Below are 22,758 nucleotides of genomic sequence, written 5' to 3' on the forward strand. Positions count from 1 at the left end.
TTTCCAAGGAGGGCGGACTTTTTATCCGGTGAAATTTACTGAGAAGATTCCCGGCGGCGGCGATCCGTTTTTCAGAGTTTCTTTTTACCTTTGTAAAATTGAAATTAATTTAAACCGCAGATAGCGCTATGTCAGAATTTATTTATCAGGAGCCTTTTCCGATTTCGGAGGATACCACCGAGTATCGCCTGCTCACCAAAGATTATGTCAAGACGGTCGAATGCGACGGCCGCAAAATCCTGAAGATCGACCCGAAAGGACTGGAACTGCTTTCGCGCGAGGCGTTCGCCGACGTATCGTTCTACCTCAGGGCTTCGCACCTGCAGAAACTGGCCGATATCCTGAACGATCCGGAGGCCACCGATAACGATAAATTCGTCGCTTATACGATGTTGCTGAATCAGGCGGTGTCGGCCGAGGGCGAATTGCCTACCTGCCAGGATACCGGCACGGCGATCGTGATCGGGAAGAAAGGCGAGGACGTATATACGGGCGCGAACGATGCCGAAGCCTTGTCGAAAGGCGTTTACGAAACGTATCGCGACCGCAACCTGCGCTATTCGCAGGTGGTGCCGTTCACGATGACCGAAGAGAAAAATTCGGGGACGAACCTGCCGGCGCAGATCGACTTGTACGCGACGCAGGGCAACAAATACAGCTTCCTGTTCATCACCAAAGGAGGCGGATCGGCGAATAAGACGTTCCTGTACCAGCAGACCAAGGCGCTGCTGAACGAGGAGTCGCTGACCAAATTCATTCGGACGCACATTATGGACCTCGGTACGTCGGCCTGTCCGCCGTACCACCTCGCGCTGGTGATCGGCGGTACGTCGGCCGAAGCGAACCTGGCGACCGTCAAGAAAGCGTCGGCCGGTTACCTGGATCACCTGCCCACTTCGGGCAACGAAGGGGGGCGCGCGTTCCGCGACCTGGAATGGGAAGAAAAGGTGCTGAAGATCTGCCGCGAGAGCGGCGTGGGCGCTCAGTTCGGCGGTAAATACCTCGTACACGACGTGCGGGTGATCCGCCTGCCGCGCCATGCGGCATCGTGTCCGGTAGGCATCGGCGTGAGCTGCAGCGCCGACCGGAACATCAAGGCGAAGATCACCGAAGAGGGGATTTTCCTCGAACAACTTGAGAAGAATCCGGCTCGTTTCCTGCCGAAGACGGCTCCCGGCATGAAACCCGCCGTTGAGATCGACCTCGACGAGGGCATGGATAAAGTGCGCGAAATCCTGTCCAAATACCCGGTTAAAACGCGCCTGAACCTCAAAGGCACGCTGATCGTGGCCCGCGACATCGCCCATGCCCGCATCAAACAAATGCTCGACGAAGGCAAGCCGATGCCCGAGTATTTCAAGAAACATCCGATTTATTACGCCGGCCCGGCTAAGACGCCGCAGGGAATGGCTTCGGGCAGCTTCGGCCCGACGACCGCAGGCCGTATGGACCCGTACGTCGACCTGTTCCAGGATCGCGGCGGATCGCTGGTGATGGTGGCCAAGGGAAACCGCACGCAGGCCGTGACGGACGCCTGCAAGAAGCACGGCGGGTTCTACCTCGGTTCGATCGGCGGCCCGGCCGCCGTGTTGGCGAAGAACAGCATCAAGAGCGTCGAGGTGGTCGATTTCCCGGAACTGGGAATGGAAGCCGTCCGCAAAATCTATGTCGAGAATTTCCCGGCGTTCATCATTGTCGACGACAAAGGCAACGACTTTTTTGCCGAGTTCAAGAAAGACGGCTGCGGGAGCGGACATTGATTGCCGCGCACCGTGTAAATGAAAAGCGGCGCCGTCTCCCGAAAGAGACGGCGCCGCTTGTATAGCGTCTGCCGTTTGATTGCATTTATTCTTCTTCTACCCGTTCGAACCAGGAGATCATGCCTCCGTCCGTATCGGCGTATCGGATGATGTCGAACTTGCGGACGTTGGATGCGGGAATCATGTAACTCCGGAATTTCCCCTTGATCGTTTCTCTGTATAAACCGCGTTCCGGGTCGATAAGGCTGAAATCCGCTTCCCGACCCGGAAATCCGATCGTGAAGTTACCGGCGGAATCGGATTGGAAAGAGGTGATCAGATCCGGTTCGGGGCCGTCCATATTTAAAAACGAAAAGGTTGAGTCCGAGAGACAATAGACGAATTTCCATGTACGGTTGTCATCCAGGTAGTAGTCTTCCCTGCCGGGGTATTTATAGACGCACACCCAGTATCCCCGGTATCGTTCGATGGTCGAGTCCAATCGGATGATCAGTGTGTCGCGTCCGCGCTGAAGCGCTTCGTCGAACAGCGCGGCGGAACCGTCCCGAATCATATCTTCACGGTACGAATCGAATCTTTTTTGCAGCGAGTCGGGTTCGAACCACCTGTAGGCAGGGGCCTCCCGGTTGTGGTTGATGTAGACGTAAGTCCGGGATAACCCGTAGACGGAATCCTGATCGTAATAGGTTTCGAGAACGGTAATCGAATCGGCCGGGTCGGCCGCATCGTATAGGGCGCCGCCCAATTGAAGGCGAATTGTATCGGCTACGGCCCGCATGTAGGCCGGATTCCTTAGGTCGGTTAGCGTACCCGGGGCGATCCTATCGCTATCGGTTGCGTCGGTTATCGTATCGATTACTACGGCGATTGGACCGGACGGGGTCGTCCGGGAGTTCCTGTTTCCCGATCCGGTGCAGGCGATCGAAAAGCCCGCGATCAGGAAAATAAAGCATAAATATTTCATAAGTTGGAGTTTTTGAGTTTCAAAGTTACGTAAGATTAAGGATAAAACGGCGTTCGCGAAGGTCTGTTTCTATGAATGCCGGATACTAAAGCGGGATTCGGACGCGTTTCTAAAACACGGCCGGGACAAGAATGTCAGTACCCGTTGCGGGTTTTGATTAAAAACAGTTATTTTTGCGGTTAAATTGATCCGATAGCAATATGTTACGTTTGATGAAGCATCTGTTTTGGGCGGCGGCTTTCCTGTTCGTTTCGGTGGCCGCTTTTGCTCAGAAAGTCGAGTTCGAGGCGAATGCGCCGGCCGTCGTGGCCGTCGGGGAGGCTTTCCGCATCGAGTTTTCGCTCAATGCCAAGCCCGAGGAGTTCGTGCCGCCGACGTTCGACGGATTCGACGTAGTGGCCGGGCCGACCCTGTCGGAAGGCACTTCGGTGTCGATCGTCAACGGCAACGTGACCAAGACTTCGTCTTTTACCTACACTTATGTCATTCAGGCTTCGTCGGTCGGCAAGGCTTCGATTTCGGCGGCGTCGGTCAGGGTGGACGGGAAGAGCTACGGGACGCAGCCGTTGACGATCGAGGTGATCGCCGACGAAGCTTCGGCCCGGCCGGGCGCCGCCGGAGGCGAAAAGCAGGCGGGGGAGGCGCGGTCGGCGAAGCTGGGGGCCGACGATTTGCTGGTGCGGGTTGCGGTCAATCGCAACAACGTATTCAAAGGACAGCCGATCCGGGCCACATTCAAAATTTATACGCGGGTGCAGTTGGGAGGATTGGATAATGTTAAGTATCCGGCATTCAATGGTTTCTGGGTGCAGGATCTCGATGTGCAGGGATACGGCTGGCAGCGGGAGACGTTGAACGGGAAAGTGTACGACGCCAAGATTATCCGGGAAGTGCTGCTCTATCCGCAGCAGGCCGGGCTGTTGCACATCGAGCAGTTCAGCCTGAATGCCGTCGCGCAGATCGTTATGCAGACCTCGCCGCGCGGGCAGTCGTTGTTCGACGACTTTTTCGGAGGCGGGCAAACGGTGCAGGAGGTGCGGAAAAACCTGTCGACCGCGCCGGTAGCGATTACGGTCAAGGATTTCCCCGCGGGGGCTCCCGCTTCGTTCAACGGAGCGGTCGGACAGTTCCAGATGAGCGGTGGGATCGACAAGAAAACGATGTCGGCCAATGCGTCCGACAATTTTACCCTGAAGATATCCGGCAGCGGCAACTTGCCGCTGATCCAGGCTCCGACGGTCGAAATGCCTACGTCGTTCGAGCAATACAACAAGAAGACGACCGAGAGCCTCGCGCACAATGCGAACGGGATTACCGGTTACCGCCAGTTCGAATACCCGTTCATCCCGCGCGCAGAGGGTAGCTATACGATCAATCCGGTGGAATTCAGTTATTTCGATCCGGATGCGGCCAAGTATGTGACGCTGAATACTTCGTCGTTCAACATCGAGGTGCGTCCCGATTCGACCGGCGGAGGCGGGGTGTCGGGGATCGTCAGCGGAATCAATAAGGAGGATCTGAAGATTCTGGACAAGGATATCCGTTTCATCCGTATCGGCGATCCGTGTTTGACGCGGCGCGGGAACCTACTGTTCGGCAGTACGGCCTATTTTGCGGCGCTGGCGCTGATCCTGCTCGTTTTCGCCGGAGGATATCTTTATCTGAAAAAACGCCTGAGCGAGATGCAGAATACCGTGCTGGTGCGTAACCGGAAAGCGAACAAAGTGGCGTTGCAGCGTTTGCGGGCCGCCTTCCAGCACATGAACGCAGGGAGTGAAAAAGCGTTTTACGAAGAGATGCTGAAGGCGTTGTGGGGTTACATGAGCGATAAGCTGAACATTCCGGTCGCCAACCTGACGAAAGACAATATCCGCGAGGAACTGCTCAAGCGCAACGTTTCGGCCGAATTGACCGGGCAGTTTATCGATACGATCACCCACTGCGAGTATGCGCAGTATTCGCCGTCGTCTTCGGGGCGGATGAGCGAACTTTACGGCTCTGCGGCGGGGATTCTTTCCAAATTGGAATCGGTAATTAAAAAGTAACATGCATAAGATGAAAAAGATCATTCTGATCGTATTTCCGCTGGTTGCGCTGTGTTGCGGCACGGTTGTCGCGCAGGCGGATGCCGATAAAATCTGGGACGATGCCAATACGGCGTATATCAATGCCGATTACGTAGCCGCCATCGACGGTTATGAAAAGCTGCTCGATTCGGGACTCGAAAGCGACCGGCTTTACCTGAATCTCGGGAACGCCTATTTCAAACGCGGCATGAACGGCAAGGCGATCCTGAACTATAACCGGGCGCTGAAACTCGCGCCTTCCGACGACGATATCCGTTACAACCTGTCGATCGCCAACGCTTATGTGCAGGACAAGATCGATGCGGTTCCCGTTTTTTTCGCGAAGCGTTGGCTGATCGGATTGGGGGACAGCCTGAGCAGTAACGCGTGGGCGGCATTGAGCCTGCTCTTTTTCGCGCTGACGCTCGTCGGACTCGGCGCTTACCTGCTGCTGCGCCGCGTCGCGCTGCAGAAGGCCGGATTTTACGGGGCTCTGGTTTCCGTCGCGGCGTTCGCGCTGGCGGTCGTTTATGCGGCCGTCGGGCGCAGCCAGCGCATCCATCCCGCAGAGGCGATCGTGATGAGTACGGCGGCTCCGGTCAAGAGTTCGCCCGATCCGCAGAGCAAGGATATTTTCGTATTGCACGAGGGAACGAAGGTGGCGGTCGGCGATTCGCTGGGCGACTGGCGTGAAATACGTATCGCCGACGGTAACAAGGGCTGGGTTCAGGTTTCGGCCATCGAAATGATCGATTAGCGGGGAGATGTCGAAACTACTGGACGACGTGGTGAGCGAGCTGTCGCGGTTGCCGGGCGTAGGCCGGCGTACCGCGATGCGCCTGGCGATGCACATGCTGCGGATGGAAGAGCATGACGTGATGTTGATGACGCAGGCGATGGCCCGTTTCCGTTCCGATATCCGCTATTGTTCCCGATGCAACAACCTCTCCGACGGCGATGTCTGCGAAATATGCTCCGATGCGACGCGCGACCGGTCGACGGTCTGTGTGGTCGAACAGGTCAAAGACGTGCTTTCGATCGAAAATACGCGGCAGTATAACGGTCTGTATCACGTTTTGGGGGGCGTCATTTCGCCGATGCAGGGGATCGGTCCGTCCGACCTGAAGATCGACCTGCTGCTCGACCATCTGGCGAGCGGGGAGGTCAGGGAGGTGATCCTTGCGCTGAGTACGACGGTCGAAGGAGAGACCACTTCTTTTTATATATCGAGACGGCTGCAAGCGTGCGAAGGAGTCCGTCTGACTTCGATCGCTCGCGGGATCGGGTTCGGGGACGAGTTGGATTATGCCGACGACCTGACCATTGCCCATGCGCTGCATAACCGCCGGCCGCTGTAATCTTTCTGCGGCGTTTTTTCATTTCTTCAGTCCGATGAAACCGGGCGTTCGCTCCGGAGGTTTTCCGGGGAGTTCCATTTGTCGTGGTTTGCATCGTTCGGAATGTTGCGGACGGCTCGGTAAATGGTATTTGCGATTTCTTTACGGCCGGATTTCCGGTTAGCATCCCGAACTGTCGGAATGTCCGTGACAGGCCGGCATGTCAGAATGACCGGGGCGGTCGAAGCGTTTTTCGCCGGGTATGATAAAAAGAGAAGCACTTACGCAATACGTAAGTGCTTCTCTTTCATTGTCGGGGTACCGGGATTCGAACCCGGGACCTCCAACTCCCGAAGCTGGCGCGCTAACCGGACTGCGCTACACCCCGCGACAAATCGAGCGCAAATATAGTAATTATTCGTTATGTGCCAAAGAAATATTCCGTTTTATTTTGCGATTGTCCGGAAAAAGAGGATGCGATTTTTTTTTGTTTCATTTAAAGTATTGGTACGTAGTTTGTTGTTGTTCGCTTTCTAATATCGAAAAAAAGTGAAAAAAATGATCTTTCAGTTGATGGAGCCGGTGGAATTTGATATTTTTGAAAAAAGTTTTATAAATTTGCACACGTGGCAGAAAGTTTGAAGTAAGTATGTGAAAATAAGATACAACATTGGACGAGGTTTGGAGCCTGCCACCTTGGAATATAACGGGGATGGATTTGAAGTTCGATGATTTTATGGTTAAATCATTTTTAAAAAAATTTTACTATTAAAACAGATTGATTATGAAAAGATTTTTCATTGCAGTGGCGTTGACGGTCGCATGTGCGCCGGCTTTTGCTCAGGAGGTAGTCGGACTTCAGGAAGCCCAGACCCGCAGAGGCCCCTACCTGACCAATCGTTTGTTCGACAACATTTTTATCAGTGTTGCCGGAGGTATCAATATTTATGAAGGAGAGAATGACAGTTACGGCGGTAAGCGCCTTGCGCCGGCTCTGGACGTGGCTGTCGGTAAATGGGTCACTCCGAGCGTGGGACTGCGTTTGCAGTATTCGGGCCTGAAAGCTTACGGCTGGACGAACGCCCGTACCATGTACGCGGTCGCATCGGAATCTGCCGATTCGAGGGGAATGTTCCGTGAAAAGTTCAACGTATCGAACTTGCACGCCGACGTAATGTGGAATATCTCCAACGCGATCGGCGGTTATAAGGAAACCCGTACCTGGAATTTCGTACCTTATGTCGGTTTCGGTTGGGCCCGTTCGTTCGGAAACCACGCCTATAACAACGAGTTCGCCTTCACGTACGGTTTGCTGAACAACATCCGTCTGGGCGGTCTGGTAGACCTGAACCTCGAAGTGAAGCAGATGGTCGTTAACCAGCGTTTCGACGGCGTCGTTCGCGGCAGCAAGGGCGAAGGAATGACGACCATTACGGCCGGTCTGACCTTTAAGTTGAACCGTCGCGGCTTCAGCCGTCCGATCGTTCCGGTTCCGGTAGACCTGACTCCGTATAACAACAAGATCGCTTCGCTGGAAGGGGATCTGGCCGATGCGCAGGCCAATGCGAAACGTCTGGCCGACGAACTGGCAGCCGAAAAGAACAAAGTGAAAACGACGCCTGCTCCGGCTCCCGAAATCGAAGGCCCGATCATGGGTACGTTCTTCAATATCGGCAGCTACACCCTGTCTGCGAAAGAGATCATGAACCTGGGTTATGTAGCCAAATTCATGAAGGCTTATCCGGACAAGAAGTTCAAGATCGTGGGTTATGCCGACAGCGCTACCGGTTCTGCAAAACGCAACCAGTACCTGAGCCAACAGCGAGCCGAAGCCGTTTACAAAGTGCTCGTCGACCGTCTGGGCGTGAAAGCTTCCCAGTTGGAGATCGTAGCGAAGGGCGGTACTAACGAATTCCCGGAAATTCCGTTGAATCGTGTGGCTATCGTGGACGCCGACTGATAACGTCGATCGTTTAACCGAAATATCCGGGATAAGTCATTATCCCGGATATTTTTGTTTTCCGGCTGCCGGTAAGCAACGATCGGACGGTCGCAGGCATCCTTAAAGCAGGGCCGGCGTTTCGAGTCGGATATCCGTGTGTTTTTTTATCTATTCCGTGCGAATTGCTTCGGTTTGATTTGCAAATTCGTTTAATAATCGTTTCTTTGTTATACGAAAAGGGTCAAACGGGATAGGTTTGAGGAATATTCGGCCTTGACAATGATTTTTGTCCGAGTAAAGACGCCGGAATGAAACGGTTTGCGTACGAACGAATAGGAGGAAATTTATCGATTACTTTTGACGGTTTTGCATTGGATGGAAAGAACAAAGGATGTGCCCGGGATCAGCCTCGTAGTTCCCGTATACAACGTGCAGGAATATTTGCCCGAGTGCCTGGATTCTCTGTTGGGGCAGAGTTTTGCGGCGATCGAGATCATCCTGGTCGATGACGGTTCGACCGATGCCTCTGCCGAAATCTGCGATCGCTATGCGGCCCGGGACGGCCGCATCCGGGTCGTTCATCAGCAGAATGCCGGCGTAAGCAAGGCGCGCAACGTCGGGATCCGTCTCGCCCGCGGTAAATATCTGGGATTCGTCGACGGCGACGATTGGGTCGACCGGGATTATTGCAAGCGGCTGTATGAAACGTTGATCGATTACCGGGCGGATATTTCGATCTGCTCTTATTACGTGGCGCGGTCGCGGAAAACCAAACCCGAGGCGGCGGACGGAAAAATAACGATTTACGACCGGAAAGAGGCTATCCGGATGCTGTATGAAGATGTCCGGATCAGGAGTTTCAGTTGGAACAAGTTGTTCCGGCGCGAGTTGTTCGACGGGATCGGGTTCCCCGAAGACCGTATCATGTGTGAAGATATGGCCATTATGCATAAGCTGTTTTACCGGACCGGGGCGGTCGTGCAGATGAATGTTCCGTTGTATTATTACCGGATGCGGGGCGATAGCTGTACGAACGAGATGTCCCATCCGTTGAAAGAGTATCAGTTTTTTCTGGCGGTCTGCGAACAGGCGCTTTTCGAGAAAGAGAAAAACCTGCTGCCCGAAGAGCGCGAAAAACTGGAGGCCAAGGTGCTGAAAAGGGCGATCCGCCTGATCGGGCGAATCGTATCCCGTGAAAATTATACCGCATTCGAAAGCTTGTACGGCGATGTGATTGCAAGGATGCACGGTTATGACCATCTGGGGATCGGACGAATCGGTATCGGCGTTTGTCTCAGGCGGAAGATGATTTATGATCATTTCGACGGATATGCGAATCTGATCCGAAGTTGCCGGAAACTGACCGGCCGAAAATGCCGTTAACATCCAAAGGAATGAGCGTACCGGAGATAACCGTCGTAGTTCCTGTCTATAACGTGCAGGCTTATTTGCCGAAGTGCATAGACTCCCTTTTGGCGCAGACTTTCGGTGAAATCGAGATCATTCTCGTCGACGACGGTTCGACGGACGCGTCGGGGGCCGTCTGCGATTCTTATGCGGAGCGGGATAGCCGGATCCGGGTCGTCCACCAACGGAATGCCGGGGTCAGCGGAGCCCGCAATGCGGGTATTCGGCTTGCGCGCGGCAGGTATTTGGGTTTCGTGGACAGCGACGACTGGGTGGATCGCGATTTTTGCCGGACATTGTACCGGGGGGCGACGGATTACGGGGCGGATATTTCCATTTGTTCGTATTACGAGGTCGGGGAGCAAGGGATGCGGTGCGGGGCTTCCGGGGACGGCGGCGATACCGTCGTTTATGACCGCAGGGAGGCGCTGAGATTGTTATACGAAGACTCCCTGATAAGAAGTTATTTCTGGGATAAACTGTTCAAACGGGAGTTGTTCGACGGGGTGCTTTTCCCGGAAGATCATACGGTCTTTGAGGATATGGCGATCATGTACAAACTGTTTTACAGAGCGAACCGGATCGTGCAACAGAATGTGCCTCTATATTATTACCTGCTCCGGACCGGAAGTATCCTGCACAGCGGATTTGATCCGCAGGCCGAATATCGGTTCTTTTTGGTGATCCGTGAGAGGGTGCTGTTCCTGCGCGAAAAAAATGTTTTCCCCGAAGACCAGGATCGGTTCGAAGCCGAAGTGTTGAAACGAGGCGCCCATGTGATCAATCACATCTCCGTTTTCGGCGAGGCGTTCGAATTCGACGCCGTTTGCAGGGGTATCGTATCTAAGATGCATGATTTCGATCGCCTGAAATTCAGCCGAATCGGTTGGGGAACTTGGTTCAGACGGCGGATGCTGTACGGTCATTACGGGCTTTATATCAGGGCGTACCGCGTATTTCGGAAAATATTCAAAAGCAAAAGCCGGTAATGCCCGACGGAAAAGAGCGAACGGTTTGAAAATAAATAAACCGAGCGGCGGCAATTATTTTGCCGCCGCCCGCATTTTCCATTTGTCGGGGTACCAGGATTCGAACCTGGGACCCCCTGCTCCCAAAGCAGGTGCGCTAACCGGGCTGCGCTACACCCCGAATATCCTTCTCCGGACGGAAAAGTCAGGGCAAAAGTAATTTATTTTTCCGGATTTGCAAAAGCGGCGCGCTGCGAAGTCCCGTGATGCGATAATTTACCGCGGCGGAATCCGAACGACGTCTCGCCCGTACTCCGGAAGCGCGGGACATTTCCGGAATTCATGCCGGAGACTTTTCCGTTGTACGGTAGGAGAGATCAAATAAAATTGGTATCTTCGTCGAATAATCCGCGATTGGACTATGGAACACTACGAAGATATACACGGCAGGGAGCACGACAGCGCGCTGGCGGTGAACCGGGGCGTCGAACAGCCTCCCGTCGTAAACCCTTATTTCCGCCGGGCGAAACGGCATCGGATGACGACCGACGAATACATGCAGGGAATCCTGGCGGGTAATATTACGGTGCTTTCGCAGGCGATTACGCTGGTCGAGAGCCTGTTGCCCGAACACTACGCGCAGGCGCAGGAGATCATCGAGCGCTGCCTTCCCCATTCGGGCCGGTCGGTGCGGATCGGGATCACCGGGGTGCCGGGCGCCGGCAAGTCGACGTTTATCGAAGCGATCGGCGACATGGTGGCCAACCTCGGGCACAAGCTTTCGGTGCTGGCGATCGACCCGAGTTCGGAGCGCAGCAAAGGTTCCATCCTGGGCGATAAGACCCGGATGGAGACGCTTGTGCACAATCCGAGCGTTTTCATACGCCCTTCCCCTTCGGCCGGTTCGCTCGGCGGGGTGGCCCGCAAGACGCGCGAAACCATCATTCTGTGCGAAGCCGCCGGGTTCGACGTTATTTTCATCGAGACGGTCGGGGTGGGGCAGTCCGAGACGGCCGTGCATTCGATGGTCGATATGTTTTTGTTGTTGCAGATCGCCGGCGCCGGCGACGAACTGCAAGGGATCAAGCGCGGCATCATGGAGATGGCCGATATGATCGCGATCAACAAGGCCGACGGCGGCAATCAGCAGCGTGCCGATGTAGCCCGGAGTCATTTCGCCAATGCGCTGAACCTGTTTCCGATGCCCGATTCGCAGTGGCGGCCGCGGGTTTACACCTGTTCGTCGGTCGAGCACACCGGACTGTCCGAAATCTGGAACGGCGTCGAAGATTTTTTGAAATTTACCGGAAAGAACGGTTATTTCCAGCGCAACCGTCACCGGCAGGCTAAATACTGGATGTACGAAACGATCGACGAAGCGTTGCGCGAGCATTTTTACCGGAACGAAGAGGTCGCGGCCCGGATCGGCGAATTCGAGAAGATGGTGCTGGCCGACCGTAAAAGTTCGTTCGTCGCGGCCCGTGAGTTGCTGAACGATTATTTCGGCAAGATCGGGAAATAAATTCCGTCGGGAAGGCGGATAACGATTGCCGGCTGCGGGTCAGATGATCCGCAGCCGGTTCGTCATATAATATTGCAGCACCCCGCGCATCACCAGAAATGCCGTGAATGCGAACCAGAGGGCGTTATTGCCCGCTATGCCGCGCAGTCCGTAATAGGCGGCGAAGAAGACGACCGTCGAGACGAAGACGGAGTTGCGCATCACCGCCGTCCGGGTCGCTCCGATCAGGATGCCGTCGATCATGAACGGCGCGAAAGCGATCAGCGGAATGACGATCAGCCATTCGACATAGGCTCCGGCTCCTGACAGGATGGCCGTGCTGTCGGTGAACAACGACAGGATCGTCCGCCAGCCGAAGGCGTAGACGCCGACGTAGAGTATCGCCACAACGAGGCTCCATGCGAGCAGGTAGCGGATGCATTTGCGCAGCATCTCGGGATTCCGGGCGCCTACGTAGCGTCCCGCCAGCGATTCCCCGGCATAGGCGAAGCCGTCCATCAGGTACGAGAACAACGTGAAAAGCTGCATTAGCAGCATGTTGACCGCCAGCAGCGTGTCTCCCATGCCGGACGATGCGGAGGTGAAAAAAGTGTATACGGCGACGATGCAGGCCGTCCGCAGGAAAATGTCGCGGTTGATTCGGAAAAATCCGAGCATCGGTTTGATCTTCAGGCTCTCTTTCAGGTCGATGTAGCGTAGAAAGCGCCGGTAATACCGGAGCCACAGCCCGGCGGAGATCAGCAGACCGCAATATTGCGCGACGACCGTTCCCCAGGCTACGCCGGCGATGCCCCAGCCGAGTCCCAGCGTGAACCACAGGCAGAAGACGATGTTGATCAGGTTGATGACGATGGCGATGTACATTGGGAAGCGCGAGTTCTGCATACCGATGTACCATCCCTGGAAAGCGAACAGCGAGATGGTGGCCGGGGCCGCCCAGATGCGTGCGAAAAAATATTCGGCCGCATAGCGCATCGTGTGCGGCGTGCCGTCCATCATCATCAGCGTCAGCCGGCCGGCTGGACGCTGCAGGATCAGCAGCGCCATCGCTGCCGCCAGCGCGACCGAAAGAGCCCGTACCAGAATGGCGGCGATTTCGCGGAAATCGTGCGCGCCGTAGGCTTGTGCCGCCAGGCCGCTGGTTCCCATTCTCAGGAAAGCCAGGTTCCAGTATATGAAGTTGAAAACGGCCGTCCCGATGGCGATTCCGCCGATCAGCGCGTCGTCGCCGAGGTGACCGACGATGGCCATGTCGACCATGCCCAACAGCGGGATCGTGATGTTGGAGATGATGTTCGGAATGGCCAGCGCGAGGATTTTACGGTTCATACCGCAAAGGTACGGCTTTTTTGCATCCTGTCGGCGGCATTCCGTCCATTCCGGTCATAAAAAGGACTTTACGGCTTTCCTGCAAGGTAGTCGGCGGCGCGGTCTGCGCACCGTTCGCCGTCGATGGCGGCCGAGATGATTCCCCCGGCGTATCCGGCGCCCTCGCCGGCCGGGAAAAGCCCCGCGGTCTGCGGGTGCATCAGCGTCGCCGGATCGCGCGGGATGCGTACCGGCGAAGAAGTGCGCGATTCGACGCCGACGACGAGCGCCTCGTTCGTTACGAATCCGCGCAGTTTCTTGTCGAACGAGGCCAGGCCGCCCCGCAGCGCGTCGGAAATCGTGCCGGGCATCCACTGTTCCATTCGCGTCGCGGCGATGCCCGGCACGTAGGAGCAGCGCGGCAGCGATCCGGACGCTTTTCCGGCTACGAAGTCGGCCAGCCGTTGCGCCGGGGCGATCTGCCGGTCGCCGATCTGCCGGTAGGCCAGCTCTTCGAATTGCTGCTGGAAACGCAGCCCGGCCAGTTCCCCGTGTTCGGCCCGCAGGTGTTCGAAGTCGGAAAGGCGGATTTCGGTGACGATGCCCGAATTGGCGAATACCGAGTTGCGGCCCGACGGCGACATGCCGTTGACGACCGACTCTCCGGCGCGCGTCATGGCCGGCACGATAAAACCTCCCGGACACATGCAGAACGAGTAGACGCCCCGTCCGCCGACCTGGCTGACCAACGAGTACGAGGCGGCGGGCAGGTATTCGCCGCGTTCGGGCAGGTGGTATTGCGCGCGGTCGATCAGTTGTTGCGGATGTTCGGCCCGGACGCCCATCGCGAACGGTTTGGCTTCGATCCGTACTCCCCGGCGGTGCAGGATTTCGTAGATGTCGCGCGCCGAGTGTCCGGTCGCGAGAATTACGGCGGCCCCTTCGACCGTCGTGTCGCCGAGGCAGACCCCGGCGATTTTTCCGTTCCGGATTCGGACGTCGGTTATTTTCGCCCCGAACAGCACCTGTCCGCCGGCGTCGACGATCGTCTGTCGCATCGCGGCGATGATGCGCGGCAGCCGGTCGGTGCCGATGTGCGGGTGCGCGTCGTACAGGATCGACTCGTCGGCGCCGTGGAAGCGGAAAACTTCGAGCGCCTTGCGGTAGTCGCCGCGTTTTTTCGAGCGCGTGAAGAGCTTGCCGTCGGAATAGGTGCCCGCTCCGCCTTCGCCGAAAGCGTAGTTCGATTCCGGATCTACCGGGCCGTTGCGGTTGATCCGGGCGATGTCCCTTTTGCGCGCCGAGACGTCTCGTCCGCGTTCGAGTACGATCGGGCGCAAGCCGCGTTCGATCAGCCGCAGCGCGGCGAACAGTCCGGCCGGCCCCGATCCGACGACGACGACCGGCGTGCGACCCCCGACCTGCGGATAATCGAAGCGCACCGGCGGCGGAGCCTGTTCTCCGTCGACATAGATCTGTACGCCGAGGTTGACGCGGATCTGGCGGCTGCGCGCGTCGATCGAACGGCGAACGATGCGTACCAGTGCGATCCGGGATTGCGGAACGGCTATCCGGTCGGCGATCAGCGGCAGGTAACGGGCCTGGTCGGATGCCTGTTTCGGCGTGAGTTCCAGCGACAGTTCGATGGGCATAATTTTTAAGGATAAAGTTACATATTTCGCCAAAATTACTACTTTTGTTTTAAAATTAGCGTGTCGCGTGCAACATCGCGGCGCATAGCAACTGAATGTATGAGAAACCTGGTGATTATTCCGACCTACAACGAGCTTGACAACATCCGGCCGATGATAGACAAAGTCTTTTCCCTGCCTGAAAAGTTCGACCTGTTGATTATCGACGACGGCTCTCCGGACGGTACGGCGAAAGTAGTCCGGGAGCAGCAGCGGGTCTATCCCGGCTCGCTGCACCTGATCGAGCGTTCCGGCAAGCTGGGACTCGGCACCGCTTACCTTGCGGGATTCCGCTGGGCGCTTGAGAACGGGTACGACTACGTTTTCGAAATGGACTGCGATTTTTCGCATAATCCGGACGATCTGGTGCGGTTGTCGCAGGCGGCGGTCGCAGGGGCCGACCTGGTGATCGGGTCGCGTTACGTGACCGGCGTGAACGTGGTGAACTGGCCGATGAAGCGGGTGCTGATGTCCTATTACGCGTCGGCGTATGTGCGTTTCGTGACCGGGATGCCGGTGCGCGATGCGACGGCCGGTTTCGTATGTTACAGCGCGAAGTTGCTGCGGACGATGGATATGGATGCCGTGCGGATGAAAGGTTACGGTTTTCAGGTCGAAATGAAATATACCGCGTGGAAGTTGGGTTTCCGTGTCAAGGAGGTGCCTATCATTTTCACCGAACGGACGCTCGGCGCGTCGAAAATGAGCGGCGGGATTTTCCGCGAAGCCTTTTTCGGGGTGCTGAAACTGCGTTTCCGTTCGATCAAACCGAAAGCCGTATGAGCCGGGGGCTGCTGATTCGCGGAGGGACGGTCTTCGGTGACGGGGAGCGTTTCGAAGGATACGTAGTCGTCCGCGGCGAACGGATCGCCGAGATCGGCCGGGGCGCATATCCGCACGACCGTTTCGAAGGCGAAACGATCGACGCCCGGGGACAGTGGGTGTTGCCCGGCGTGATCGACGATCAGGTGCATTTCCGCGAACCGGGGCTTACCTACAAGGCCGATATCCACAGCGAGTCGGCCGCCGCCGCCGCCGGTGGAGTCACTTCTTTTATGGATATGCCGAACGTCAAGCCTCCGACCGTAACGCTCGGCCTGCTCGACGAGAAATTCGAACGGGCCGCCGAAACGTCCGTAACGAACTATTCGTTTTATTTCGGGGCGACGAACGAAAATGCCGCCGAGATCGAACGAATCGATCCGAAATGGGTGTGCGGCGTCAAAGTGTTTATGGGTTCTTCGACCGGGAACATGCTGGTCGACGACGATCGCGCGCTGGCGTCGATATTCGCCCAGTCCCCGGTGCCGGTGGCGACGCACTGCGAGGACGAGGCGACCGTGCGCGCTAATATGGAGCGTTTCCGGGCTGGGTACGGCGATGAGATAACGGTGGCGATGCATCCGCTGATCCGGTCGGCCGAGGCTTGTTACCGGTCGTCGGCGAAGGCCATCGAATTGGCGACGCGCTACGGGGCGGACCTGCACGTGCTGCACCTGAGCACGGCCCGCGAACTCGATCTTTTCGACCGGGGGCCGCTCTCCGGTAAACGGATTACGAACGAGGTGTGCGTGCATCACCTGTGGTTCAGTGACGCCGACTACGCCCGCATGGGGAATTTTATCAAGTGGAATCCGGCTATCAAAAGCGAGGCCGACCGCGATGCGTTGCGCCGCGGAATCGCGGACGGACGCGTAGACGTCGTAGCGACGGATCATGCCCCGCACACGCTCGATGAGAAGAAGCTGCCTTACCTGAAAGCTCCGTCCGGCGGCCCGCTGGTGCAGCATTCGCTGGTGGCGATGCTCGAAATGAGTCGCAACGGGGTGTTCCCGGTCGAAACGGCGGTCGAAAAAATGTGTCATGCGCCGGCTGTCCGGTTCCGGATCCGGGAGCGCGGTTACCTGCGTGAAGGGTATTTCGCCGATATCGTGTTGGTCAGGCCCGACGATCCGTGGACGGTGTCGCCGCAGAATATCCTATCCAAATGCGGCTGGTCGCCGTTCGAGGGCGTTACGTTTTCGAATCGGGTGACCCATACGCTGGTCAACGGGAAAATCGTTTTTCGGAACGGGGCGGTGGATCGCGACGCCCGGGGCCGGGCGCTGGAGTTCGACCGGTAATTGAGGATAACGTGTCCGTCTGGACGTAAAACAATAACCATTGAAAGTATCGTTAAAAGATCGTATTCGCCGGTTCGTTGGCCGATTGGCCGAGACGTTCCGGTATGCGCCGGCCGAAACGGCCGTAGCCGTTTATGCCTTTCTGATCTGCGCGTTGATCCGGGAGGAAGTGATCGAAAACGATGGTTATGCGTTGCTGCTGCCGCTGTTTTTCACGTTTTCGTTCGTGACGAACCGGTGGTGTCGCCGCGGCGCATGGCGGATCGTCTATTATCTGTCGCCGTTGCTGGCGCTCCCGTTGCTGGCGGCCGACGTCGGCGACTGGACGAGGACGGTGGCTTATCCCGTGACGCTGGTCGTCTGCGCGTTGACGGTGCTGGCCAGCGATTGGCAGAGCGATAACGAACGGTTCGTCGAGCGCGCGCTACGCTACGTGTACGACCTGCTGTCGGCCTTACTGCTGGCGTTGACGGCTTTCCTGGCGCTGATGGCCATTTTCCATTCGATCGTATACATATTCAATATTTTCACCGGGATATCGTCCGGTTTCACGACCTATGCCGCGATGTCGGCGTTCGTGCTGCTGGCGCCGGTTTGTTTCCTGGCATTCAACCGGACGAGCGACCGGGAGCAAGGCGTTCGGCCGAATCCGTTTTTCGATGTGCTGCTCAATTACGTGTTGAGCCCCACCGTGCTGATCTACACGGCGATCCTGTACCTCTATTTCGCAATGATCGTGCTGCGGTGGGAACTGCCCAAGGGCGGAATCGCTTACCTCGTGTTCGGTTATGCGATCGTCGCGACGGTGTTGAGAGCCTGCCAGCCGATGCTGCTCCGGCGGATGTACGACTGGTATTACGGCCGGTTCAGCCTGATCGCGCTGCCGGCGCTCGCGATGTTCTGGACGGGAGTGGGTTATCGCGTGCAGCAGTACGGGTTTACGCAGGACAGGGTTTACCTGGCGGTTTGCGGGGCGATCATGACGGTGACGATCCTGCTGTTTTTCAGCCGTCGGAGCGGACGTTACCTGTATGTCGCGGCGCTGTCGGGCGTTTTACTGGCCGTTTTCACGTATATACCGGGAGTTACGGCGGCGGCTATCGGCATTCGTTCGCAGATGCAGCGCGCCGAACGGATCGTCGTCCGTCTCGGATTGGCCGATGCTTCGGGCCGGTTGATTTTGCAGAAACGTCCCGATGCCGACTCGGTTTACCGCGAGGATTACCGTCGTCTTTACGAATCGTTCGAATACCTCGCCCGGAACTGTCCCGCCGGATTTATGGCGGAACGTTACGGGGTGGACGACTCGTTCGCTTTGCAGAACGAGGTGATTCCTCAGGTGTTGGAATGGTATGTAAGCGTGCCGTGGGCCACCGAACTGACTCCGCAGGAGGATCCGCAGCGGAACTCCGTGCTGCTCGAATCGGACGGGGCTCCGGTCGATATATCCGGATACCGCACGTTGCGGGCCGTGCAGAATTACGAGAACGGGCAGCGCCTGTATGCCGATCTGAGCCGGGATACGCTGTCGATCAAAGACAATGACGGCAGCCTTCTGTTCCGGCGGGGACTGGAAGATATGCTGCGAGAAAAGCTGTCCGGGAGCGGTTATGCCGTGCGGGATACGGTTCCCGTCGCGGCGTTGGATTCGATGAAGAGCGCGCTTCTGCAATACGAAACGGATTCGGTCAAAGTCGTTTTCGACATGGTGCGCCTGTCCCGCTTTCCCGAACTGCGTATCGAATACGTTTCGGTCGGTTTTTTCCTGGAAAAATAATCCGGTCAGTTGACGGCGTGGTCGGCCGGCAGGTCGATGCCTTTCCACAGCTTCAACGAAGTCCAGTCGGCGTCGGGGGCGTTCCAGAACGGATCGTCGGCCGGCAGTCCCAGCGGCAAGAAACCGGCGCAGCACAGATACAGACTACCGGTATTGATGTAGCCCTCTCCGATACCCGGCTGCGCTCCGCAGAAACCGATTTTCAGCCATCCTTTTTCGTCGAAAGTGCCCGGGGCTTCCATCATGCGTTTCATCACTGCCGTCAGCGCGCAACGCACCTGTGCGGGGGCGACTTCGGCGGGCAGCAAATGTCCGAGCGCGACCTGTCCGAGCGCTTGGAACGCCCCGATCCGGTAGGCCAGCGACCGGCCGATCGGCGGGAACGCTCCTTCCGGCGAGATTAGCCGTTCCTGTACGGCGGCATAGCGTTGTATCCGCCGCTGCACGTCCTGAAAGGTTTTGTCGGAAACGAGTTTCCGTTTATGCAGGATACGCACCACGTCCAGCAGCATCGGCTGGATCACGAAGCTGTTGTAATAGTCCCATTGGAACAGGTCGCCGTCGCTGTACGTGCCGTCGCCTTTGTAGCGTTCGAGGTGTTTGTTGACCGCGAAGTCTATTCGCATCAGGTCGCCGCCGTAGTCGTTGTCGAGCAGGAACGCTTCGATGATGCCGCTGAAAAGCAGCCAGTTGTTGGTCGGAGTGCGGATCGTGCGGGTGGATTTCAGGGCATCGACGACCTGCCGTTTGACTCGTTCGTCCAGACGCCCCCAGATTTGTTTGGGCGCCCGCACCAGCCCGTGCGCGAGGAAGGCCGCATCGACCAGCGGTTGCTGGTATTCCGTGAAGTTCATGCAATCGGCCGACTCCGGGTTGGTCGCGTTGTCGAGGCATTTCAGTACCAGTTCGATGTAGCGCGCCCGTTTCCGGCCTTCGACGGTGCTGTCCGGGCCGAGTTCGAGCCACGGGGCGATCCCGGTCAGCGTGCGGCCGAACGCTTCGAGGTAGCCCACGTGTTGCGCTCGGTCGATCTTCGTTTCGAGCGGCATCGCCGCTTTCAGGCGCTGTTCGCTCAACGCGGTCAGTACCGGCAAAGCCGTCCGGTCGAGCGTGGCGATCCAGTATTCGCGGGCCGCGGGTTCGGCCGGTTGCGGAGTTTTGCGTTTGCCGGACAAAGGGGAGCAAAACAGGCAGGCGAGCAGCGTCGCCGCATTCAGCAGGAGGTAGATCCGTTTCATGACTCGGTAGGGTTAGGTTTGCGATGTTGTCGGACTAATGCAACCGTTTGCACAAAACTAACGATATTTTGCCGGAAATCAAAATGTCGGGAAAACGGGGCGGTTCGTTTTTGCCGTTTGGCCGGGAAAAAACGTATTTGCGTCATTCATGCAAAATTAGGTCGAAAATTTGCAGCCTGATGAAAAATGTGCTATCTTTGTGGCGCTTCTGCGGATATGGCGTAATTGGTAGCCGCGCCAGACTTAGGATCTGGTGCCTCACGGCGTGGGGGTTCGAGTCCCTTTATCCGCACGATGTCGGAAGGCCGCCGGACATTGTCGCAGGGCGGCCATCTTGTTCGCGTTAACGATCAAAATATTACGGATAAATGAATATTGTCAGAGAAAATCTTGAAAATCTCACCACGCTGCTGAAGGTGACCGTGGGTGAGGCCGATTACAGTGAAGCTGTAGATAAGGCGCTGCGCACCTACAAACGCAAAGCGAACGTTCCGGGTTTCCGCCCGGGGATGGTTCCGATGGGGATTATCAATAAAATGTACCGCAAAGGAGTCGTTGCCGAGGAGTCGTACCGCGCCGCTTCGAAAGCCTGCTTCGATTACATCGAAAAAGAGAAGCTCACGCTCGTCGGCGATATGATTCCGAGCGACAAACAGCAACCGCTGGATTTCGACGACAGCACCGAATACGAGTTCGTGTTCGAAGTGGGTCTGGCTCCGGAGATCGGTATCGACCTGAGTAAAAAAGATAAAGTAACCCGGTATTCGATCCGGATCGAAGATAAGATGCGCGACGGTTATCGCACCAACTTCTTGAACCGTTTCGGGAAACTGACCGACGTCGATACGGTCGAGAAGGAAGACGCGCTCGACGTAACGCTCGAACAGGGCGATACGAAAGTCGAGGAGGCTTACGTAGGTCTGATCGGCATGAGCGACGAAGACCGCGCGCCGTTTATCGGCAAGAAGGTCGGCGATTCGCTGGACGTCGATGTGACCAAGTTGTTCAAGACGCCGTCGCAGCGTGCTGCCGCGCTCGGCGTGAAGGAAGCCGACCTGGAAGGGATGGACCCGAATTATAAGTTGACGATCAATAAGATCCGCCGTTTCGTCGCTCCCGAAATGAACGAGGAGTTTTTCAAAACCGCTTTCCCGGACGGCGGCGTCGCTACGCCGGAAGCGTTCGAAAAATACATCGAGGAACAGATCGCCCGCGACTTGTCGCGCGAAACCGATTTCCTGTTGCACCTCGACGTGCGCAAATTCCTGTTGAAAAAAGCCGGACTCGTAATGCCGGAAGCGTTCCTGAAAAACTGGCTCTATACGATCAACGAGGGCAAGTTCTCGATGGAGGAGATCGACAAAGACTTCGACCGTTTCCTCGATATGATGCGCTGGAATCTGATTCAGAAACATTATATCGATGCGCTGAAACTCGAAGTGACCCCGGAAGAGGCTACCGAGGAAGCCAAGAAAATGGCCGCCGCCCAGTTCGCTTACTACGGGATTCCGAATGTAGACGGCGAGACGTTGGCGAATTATGCGAAAAATATTCTCGGCAACAAGGAGGAAAATCGGAAAGTCTACGAAAAACTGTTCGAAAATAAAGTAATCGACGCGGTGATTCCGCAGATCACGGTTTCCGAAAAAGCCATTTCGGCCGAAGATTTCGGCAAACTGGCTCAGGACGCGCAGTAGTTTCGGCAATGACGTAAAAAACGAAGGCGCAGGTAGTACGACCTGCGCCTTCGTTTTTCGATCCGTACCGGCAGACGTATGCGGAATTGTAGAGTAATGTTGTATCTTTGTAAATATTTGTGACCAAAACGGGACGACGATGAAAAAATCCGGGGCGTTTTTCGTTTGCCTTTTGCTGACTCTGCTGTGCTGTGCGCCGATAGCCCGCGCGCAGGATACTTTGCGGCTGAAAGCGATCACCTACAACCTGCGTTTCGGGGAGTTGGCGTCGCTGGAAGAGCTTGCGGCGCGAATCGCGTCCGAAAAACCGGATATGGTGGCGCTTCAGGAAGTGGACTGCCATACTCGCCGGGAGGGAATCCCGCATCAGCACGGCAAGGATTTCGCTACGGAGCTGGGCTTCCGTACCGGGATGTTTCCATTGTACGGCAAGACGATCGCTTTTGCCGGAGGCTGGTACGGGATCGGGCTGCTGACGGCCAGGCCGTACCTCGGGGTGCGGAAGCTGATGTTGCCGCAGGCTTCCGCGCAGGAAGAATCCCGGGCGTTGCTGCTCGTTACGGTCGAAGTCGGACAGGATACGGTCGTGTTTGCATCGACCCACCTGGGACTGAGCGAGGAGAGCCGACGGATGCAGACGGAGTGCATTCTGAACGAACTGAAACGGTCGCGCTATCCGGTGTTGCTCGGCGGAGATTTCAATGCGGAGCCCGATGCCGCCGAGATCGCTGCGATGACGTCCGGTTGCGATCTGTTGTGCGGGATGCAGCCGACCTTTCCGGCCGACGCTCCCGACGTCAAGATCGATTACCTGTTCGGTTATCCGGCCGGTCGGTGGACGCTCGAATCGACGCGGATCATGCCTTCCGGCCTGTCCGATCACCGGGCGATCGTTTCGGTCGTCGCGCTGGCACGTTGAGCGGAAGTCCGGAAAATTCGGGTCGGATCGCTTTTTGGT

17 protein-coding genes and 3 tRNA genes are annotated in these 22,758 nt (G+C 56.8%); 14 read left to right on the top strand and 6 right to left on the bottom strand.

Annotated features, from left to right (window positions below; all coding sequences use genetic code 11):
- The first annotated feature begins 128 nt into the window (after positions 1-128).
- Positions 129-1,760, top strand: a complete 1,632-nt coding sequence (locus GFH31_RS10920; protein WP_153497926.1) for a fumarate hydratase — start codon at positions 129-131, stop codon at positions 1,758-1,760.
- 85 nt (positions 1,761-1,845) lie between these two features.
- Here the strand turns inward: GFH31_RS10920 and GFH31_RS10925 are convergent, their stop codons facing one another.
- Positions 1,846-2,724 carry a hypothetical protein gene (locus GFH31_RS10925; RefSeq protein ID WP_101571233.1) on the bottom strand — a complete coding sequence of 293 codons (879 nt, stop codon included), beginning with the start codon at positions 2,722-2,724 and terminating at the stop codon, positions 1,846-1,848.
- 212 nt (positions 2,725-2,936) lie between these two features.
- Between GFH31_RS10925 and GFH31_RS10930 the strand changes: the two genes are divergently transcribed.
- The 3 genes from GFH31_RS10930 to recR are packed head-to-tail and all read left to right on the top strand — an operon-like array spanning position 2,937 to position 6,148.
- A complete protein-coding gene (locus GFH31_RS10930; RefSeq protein ID WP_153497927.1) occupies positions 2,937-4,769 on the top strand; it encodes a BatD family protein in 1,833 nt (610 codons plus the stop codon).
- A 10-nt stretch (positions 4,770-4,779) separates the two neighbouring features.
- Positions 4,780-5,547 (top strand): tetratricopeptide repeat protein, encoded by a 768-nt coding sequence (locus GFH31_RS10935; protein ID WP_153497928.1) that lies wholly within the window; start codon positions 4,780-4,782, stop codon positions 5,545-5,547.
- A gap of 7 nt (positions 5,548-5,554) precedes the next feature.
- Positions 5,555-6,148 carry a recombination mediator RecR gene (gene recR / locus GFH31_RS10940; protein ID WP_153497929.1) on the top strand — a complete coding sequence of 198 codons (594 nt, stop codon included), beginning with the start codon at positions 5,555-5,557 and terminating at the stop codon, positions 6,146-6,148.
- A gap of 292 nt (positions 6,149-6,440) precedes the next feature.
- Here the strand turns inward: recR and GFH31_RS10945 are convergent.
- Positions 6,441-6,515 (bottom strand) — tRNA-Pro (locus tag GFH31_RS10945).
- 396 nt (positions 6,516-6,911) lie between these two features.
- Here GFH31_RS10945 and GFH31_RS10950 point away from each other — a divergent pair.
- From GFH31_RS10950 to GFH31_RS10960, 3 genes are all read left to right on the top strand, one after another.
- A complete protein-coding gene (locus tag GFH31_RS10950; protein ID WP_055201862.1) occupies positions 6,912-8,087 on the top strand; it encodes an OmpA family protein in 1,176 nt (391 codons plus the stop codon).
- Between the two features lie 357 nt (positions 8,088-8,444).
- Positions 8,445-9,452 (top strand): glycosyltransferase family 2 protein, encoded by a 1,008-nt coding sequence (locus tag GFH31_RS10955; RefSeq protein ID WP_153497930.1) that lies wholly within the window; start codon positions 8,445-8,447, stop codon positions 9,450-9,452.
- A gap of 11 nt (positions 9,453-9,463) precedes the next feature.
- Entirely contained in the window at positions 9,464-10,465 is a 1,002-nt protein-coding gene (locus GFH31_RS10960) for a glycosyltransferase family 2 protein (protein ID WP_172970747.1), read from the top strand.
- A gap of 85 nt (positions 10,466-10,550) precedes the next feature.
- On the opposite strand, the gene GFH31_RS10965 is transcribed toward GFH31_RS10960, so the two are convergent.
- Positions 10,551-10,625, bottom strand: a tRNA-Pro gene (locus GFH31_RS10965).
- Positions 10,626-10,865: 240 nt separating this feature from the next.
- Here GFH31_RS10965 and meaB point away from each other — a divergent pair.
- Positions 10,866-11,966 carry a methylmalonyl Co-A mutase-associated GTPase MeaB gene (gene meaB, locus GFH31_RS10970; RefSeq protein WP_055201856.1) on the top strand — a complete coding sequence of 367 codons (1,101 nt, stop codon included), beginning with the start codon at positions 10,866-10,868 and terminating at the stop codon, positions 11,964-11,966.
- Positions 11,967-12,005: 39 nt separating this feature from the next.
- Here the strand turns inward: meaB and GFH31_RS10975 are convergent, their stop codons facing one another.
- The gene (locus GFH31_RS10975) at positions 12,006-13,295 is read right to left on the bottom strand and encodes an MATE family efflux transporter (protein WP_055201854.1); all 1,290 of its coding nucleotides are present in this window, start codon (positions 13,293-13,295) and stop codon (positions 12,006-12,008) included.
- Between the two features lie 68 nt (positions 13,296-13,363).
- Entirely contained in the window at positions 13,364-14,926 is a 1,563-nt protein-coding gene (locus GFH31_RS10980; RefSeq protein WP_153497932.1) for an NAD(P)/FAD-dependent oxidoreductase, read from the bottom strand.
- A gap of 99 nt (positions 14,927-15,025) precedes the next feature.
- On the opposite strand from GFH31_RS10980, the gene GFH31_RS10985 reads away from it, so the two are divergent.
- The 3 genes from GFH31_RS10985 to GFH31_RS10995 are packed head-to-tail and all read left to right on the top strand — an operon-like array spanning position 15,026 to position 18,865.
- A complete protein-coding gene (locus GFH31_RS10985; RefSeq protein ID WP_101571210.1) occupies positions 15,026-15,748 on the top strand; it encodes a polyprenol monophosphomannose synthase in 723 nt (240 codons plus the stop codon).
- Positions 15,745-17,088 carry a dihydroorotase gene (locus tag GFH31_RS10990; protein WP_153497933.1) on the top strand — a complete coding sequence of 448 codons (1,344 nt, stop codon included), beginning with the start codon at positions 15,745-15,747 and terminating at the stop codon, positions 17,086-17,088. The genes GFH31_RS10985 and GFH31_RS10990 overlap by 4 nt, the downstream gene beginning before the upstream one ends.
- 40 nt (positions 17,089-17,128) lie before the next feature.
- Positions 17,129-18,865 carry a DUF4153 domain-containing protein gene (locus GFH31_RS10995; RefSeq protein ID WP_153497934.1) on the top strand — a complete coding sequence of 579 codons (1,737 nt, stop codon included), beginning with the start codon at positions 17,129-17,131 and terminating at the stop codon, positions 18,863-18,865.
- Between the two features lie 5 nt (positions 18,866-18,870).
- On the opposite strand, the gene GFH31_RS11000 is transcribed toward GFH31_RS10995, so the two are convergent.
- Positions 18,871-20,103 carry a DUF2264 domain-containing protein gene (locus GFH31_RS11000; protein ID WP_101571204.1) on the bottom strand — a complete coding sequence of 411 codons (1,233 nt, stop codon included), beginning with the start codon at positions 20,101-20,103 and terminating at the stop codon, positions 18,871-18,873.
- A gap of 210 nt (positions 20,104-20,313) precedes the next feature.
- Between GFH31_RS11000 and GFH31_RS11005 the strand changes: the two genes are divergently transcribed.
- From GFH31_RS11005 to GFH31_RS11015, 3 genes are all read left to right on the top strand, one after another.
- Positions 20,314-20,395, top strand: a tRNA-Leu gene (locus GFH31_RS11005).
- Positions 20,396-20,471: 76 nt separating this feature from the next.
- Complete coding sequence (tig, locus tag GFH31_RS11010; protein WP_153497935.1) at positions 20,472-21,800, top strand: trigger factor; 1,329 nt, start codon at positions 20,472-20,474, stop codon at positions 21,798-21,800.
- A 139-nt stretch (positions 21,801-21,939) separates the two neighbouring features.
- Positions 21,940-22,719, top strand: a complete 780-nt coding sequence (locus tag GFH31_RS11015; RefSeq protein ID WP_101571201.1) for an endonuclease/exonuclease/phosphatase family protein — start codon at positions 21,940-21,942, stop codon at positions 22,717-22,719.
- Positions 22,720-22,758 lie beyond the last annotated feature (39 nt).

The organism is Alistipes sp. dk3624 (assembly GCF_009557455.1).
In the GTDB taxonomy this organism is placed as follows: Bacteria; Bacteroidota; Bacteroidia; order Bacteroidales; family Rikenellaceae; genus Alistipes_A; species Alistipes_A hominis.

Bases quoted from the DNA above. Each gene is read 5' to 3' on its own strand.
- GFH31_RS10920 (WP_153497926.1), top strand. From the start codon at position 129: ATGTCAGAATTTATTTATCAGGAGCCTTTTCCGATTTCGGAGGATACC.
- GFH31_RS10925 (WP_101571233.1), bottom strand. From the start codon at position 2,724: ATGAAATATTTATGCTTTATTTTCCTGATCGCGGGCTTTTCGATCGCC.
- GFH31_RS10930 (WP_153497927.1), top strand. From the start codon at position 2,937: ATGAAGCATCTGTTTTGGGCGGCGGCTTTCCTGTTCGTTTCGGTGGCC.
- GFH31_RS10935 (WP_153497928.1), top strand. From the start codon at position 4,780: ATGAAAAAGATCATTCTGATCGTATTTCCGCTGGTTGCGCTGTGTTGC.
- recR (WP_153497929.1), top strand. From the start codon at position 5,555: ATGTCGAAACTACTGGACGACGTGGTGAGCGAGCTGTCGCGGTTGCCG.
- GFH31_RS10950 (WP_055201862.1), top strand. From the start codon at position 6,912: ATGAAAAGATTTTTCATTGCAGTGGCGTTGACGGTCGCATGTGCGCCG.
- GFH31_RS10955 (WP_153497930.1), top strand. From the start codon at position 8,445: ATGGAAAGAACAAAGGATGTGCCCGGGATCAGCCTCGTAGTTCCCGTA.
- GFH31_RS10960 (WP_172970747.1), top strand. From the start codon at position 9,464: ATGAGCGTACCGGAGATAACCGTCGTAGTTCCTGTCTATAACGTGCAG.
- meaB (WP_055201856.1), top strand. From the start codon at position 10,866: ATGGAACACTACGAAGATATACACGGCAGGGAGCACGACAGCGCGCTG.
- GFH31_RS10975 (WP_055201854.1), bottom strand. From the start codon at position 13,295: ATGAACCGTAAAATCCTCGCGCTGGCCATTCCGAACATCATCTCCAAC.
- GFH31_RS10980 (WP_153497932.1), bottom strand. From the start codon at position 14,926: ATGCCCATCGAACTGTCGCTGGAACTCACGCCGAAACAGGCATCCGAC.
- GFH31_RS10985 (WP_101571210.1), top strand. From the start codon at position 15,026: ATGAGAAACCTGGTGATTATTCCGACCTACAACGAGCTTGACAACATC.
- GFH31_RS10990 (WP_153497933.1), top strand. From the start codon at position 15,745: ATGAGCCGGGGGCTGCTGATTCGCGGAGGGACGGTCTTCGGTGACGGG.
- GFH31_RS11000 (WP_101571204.1), bottom strand. From the start codon at position 20,103: ATGAAACGGATCTACCTCCTGCTGAATGCGGCGACGCTGCTCGCCTGC.
- tig (WP_153497935.1), top strand. From the start codon at position 20,472: ATGAATATTGTCAGAGAAAATCTTGAAAATCTCACCACGCTGCTGAAG.
- GFH31_RS11015 (WP_101571201.1), top strand. From the start codon at position 21,940: ATGAAAAAATCCGGGGCGTTTTTCGTTTGCCTTTTGCTGACTCTGCTG.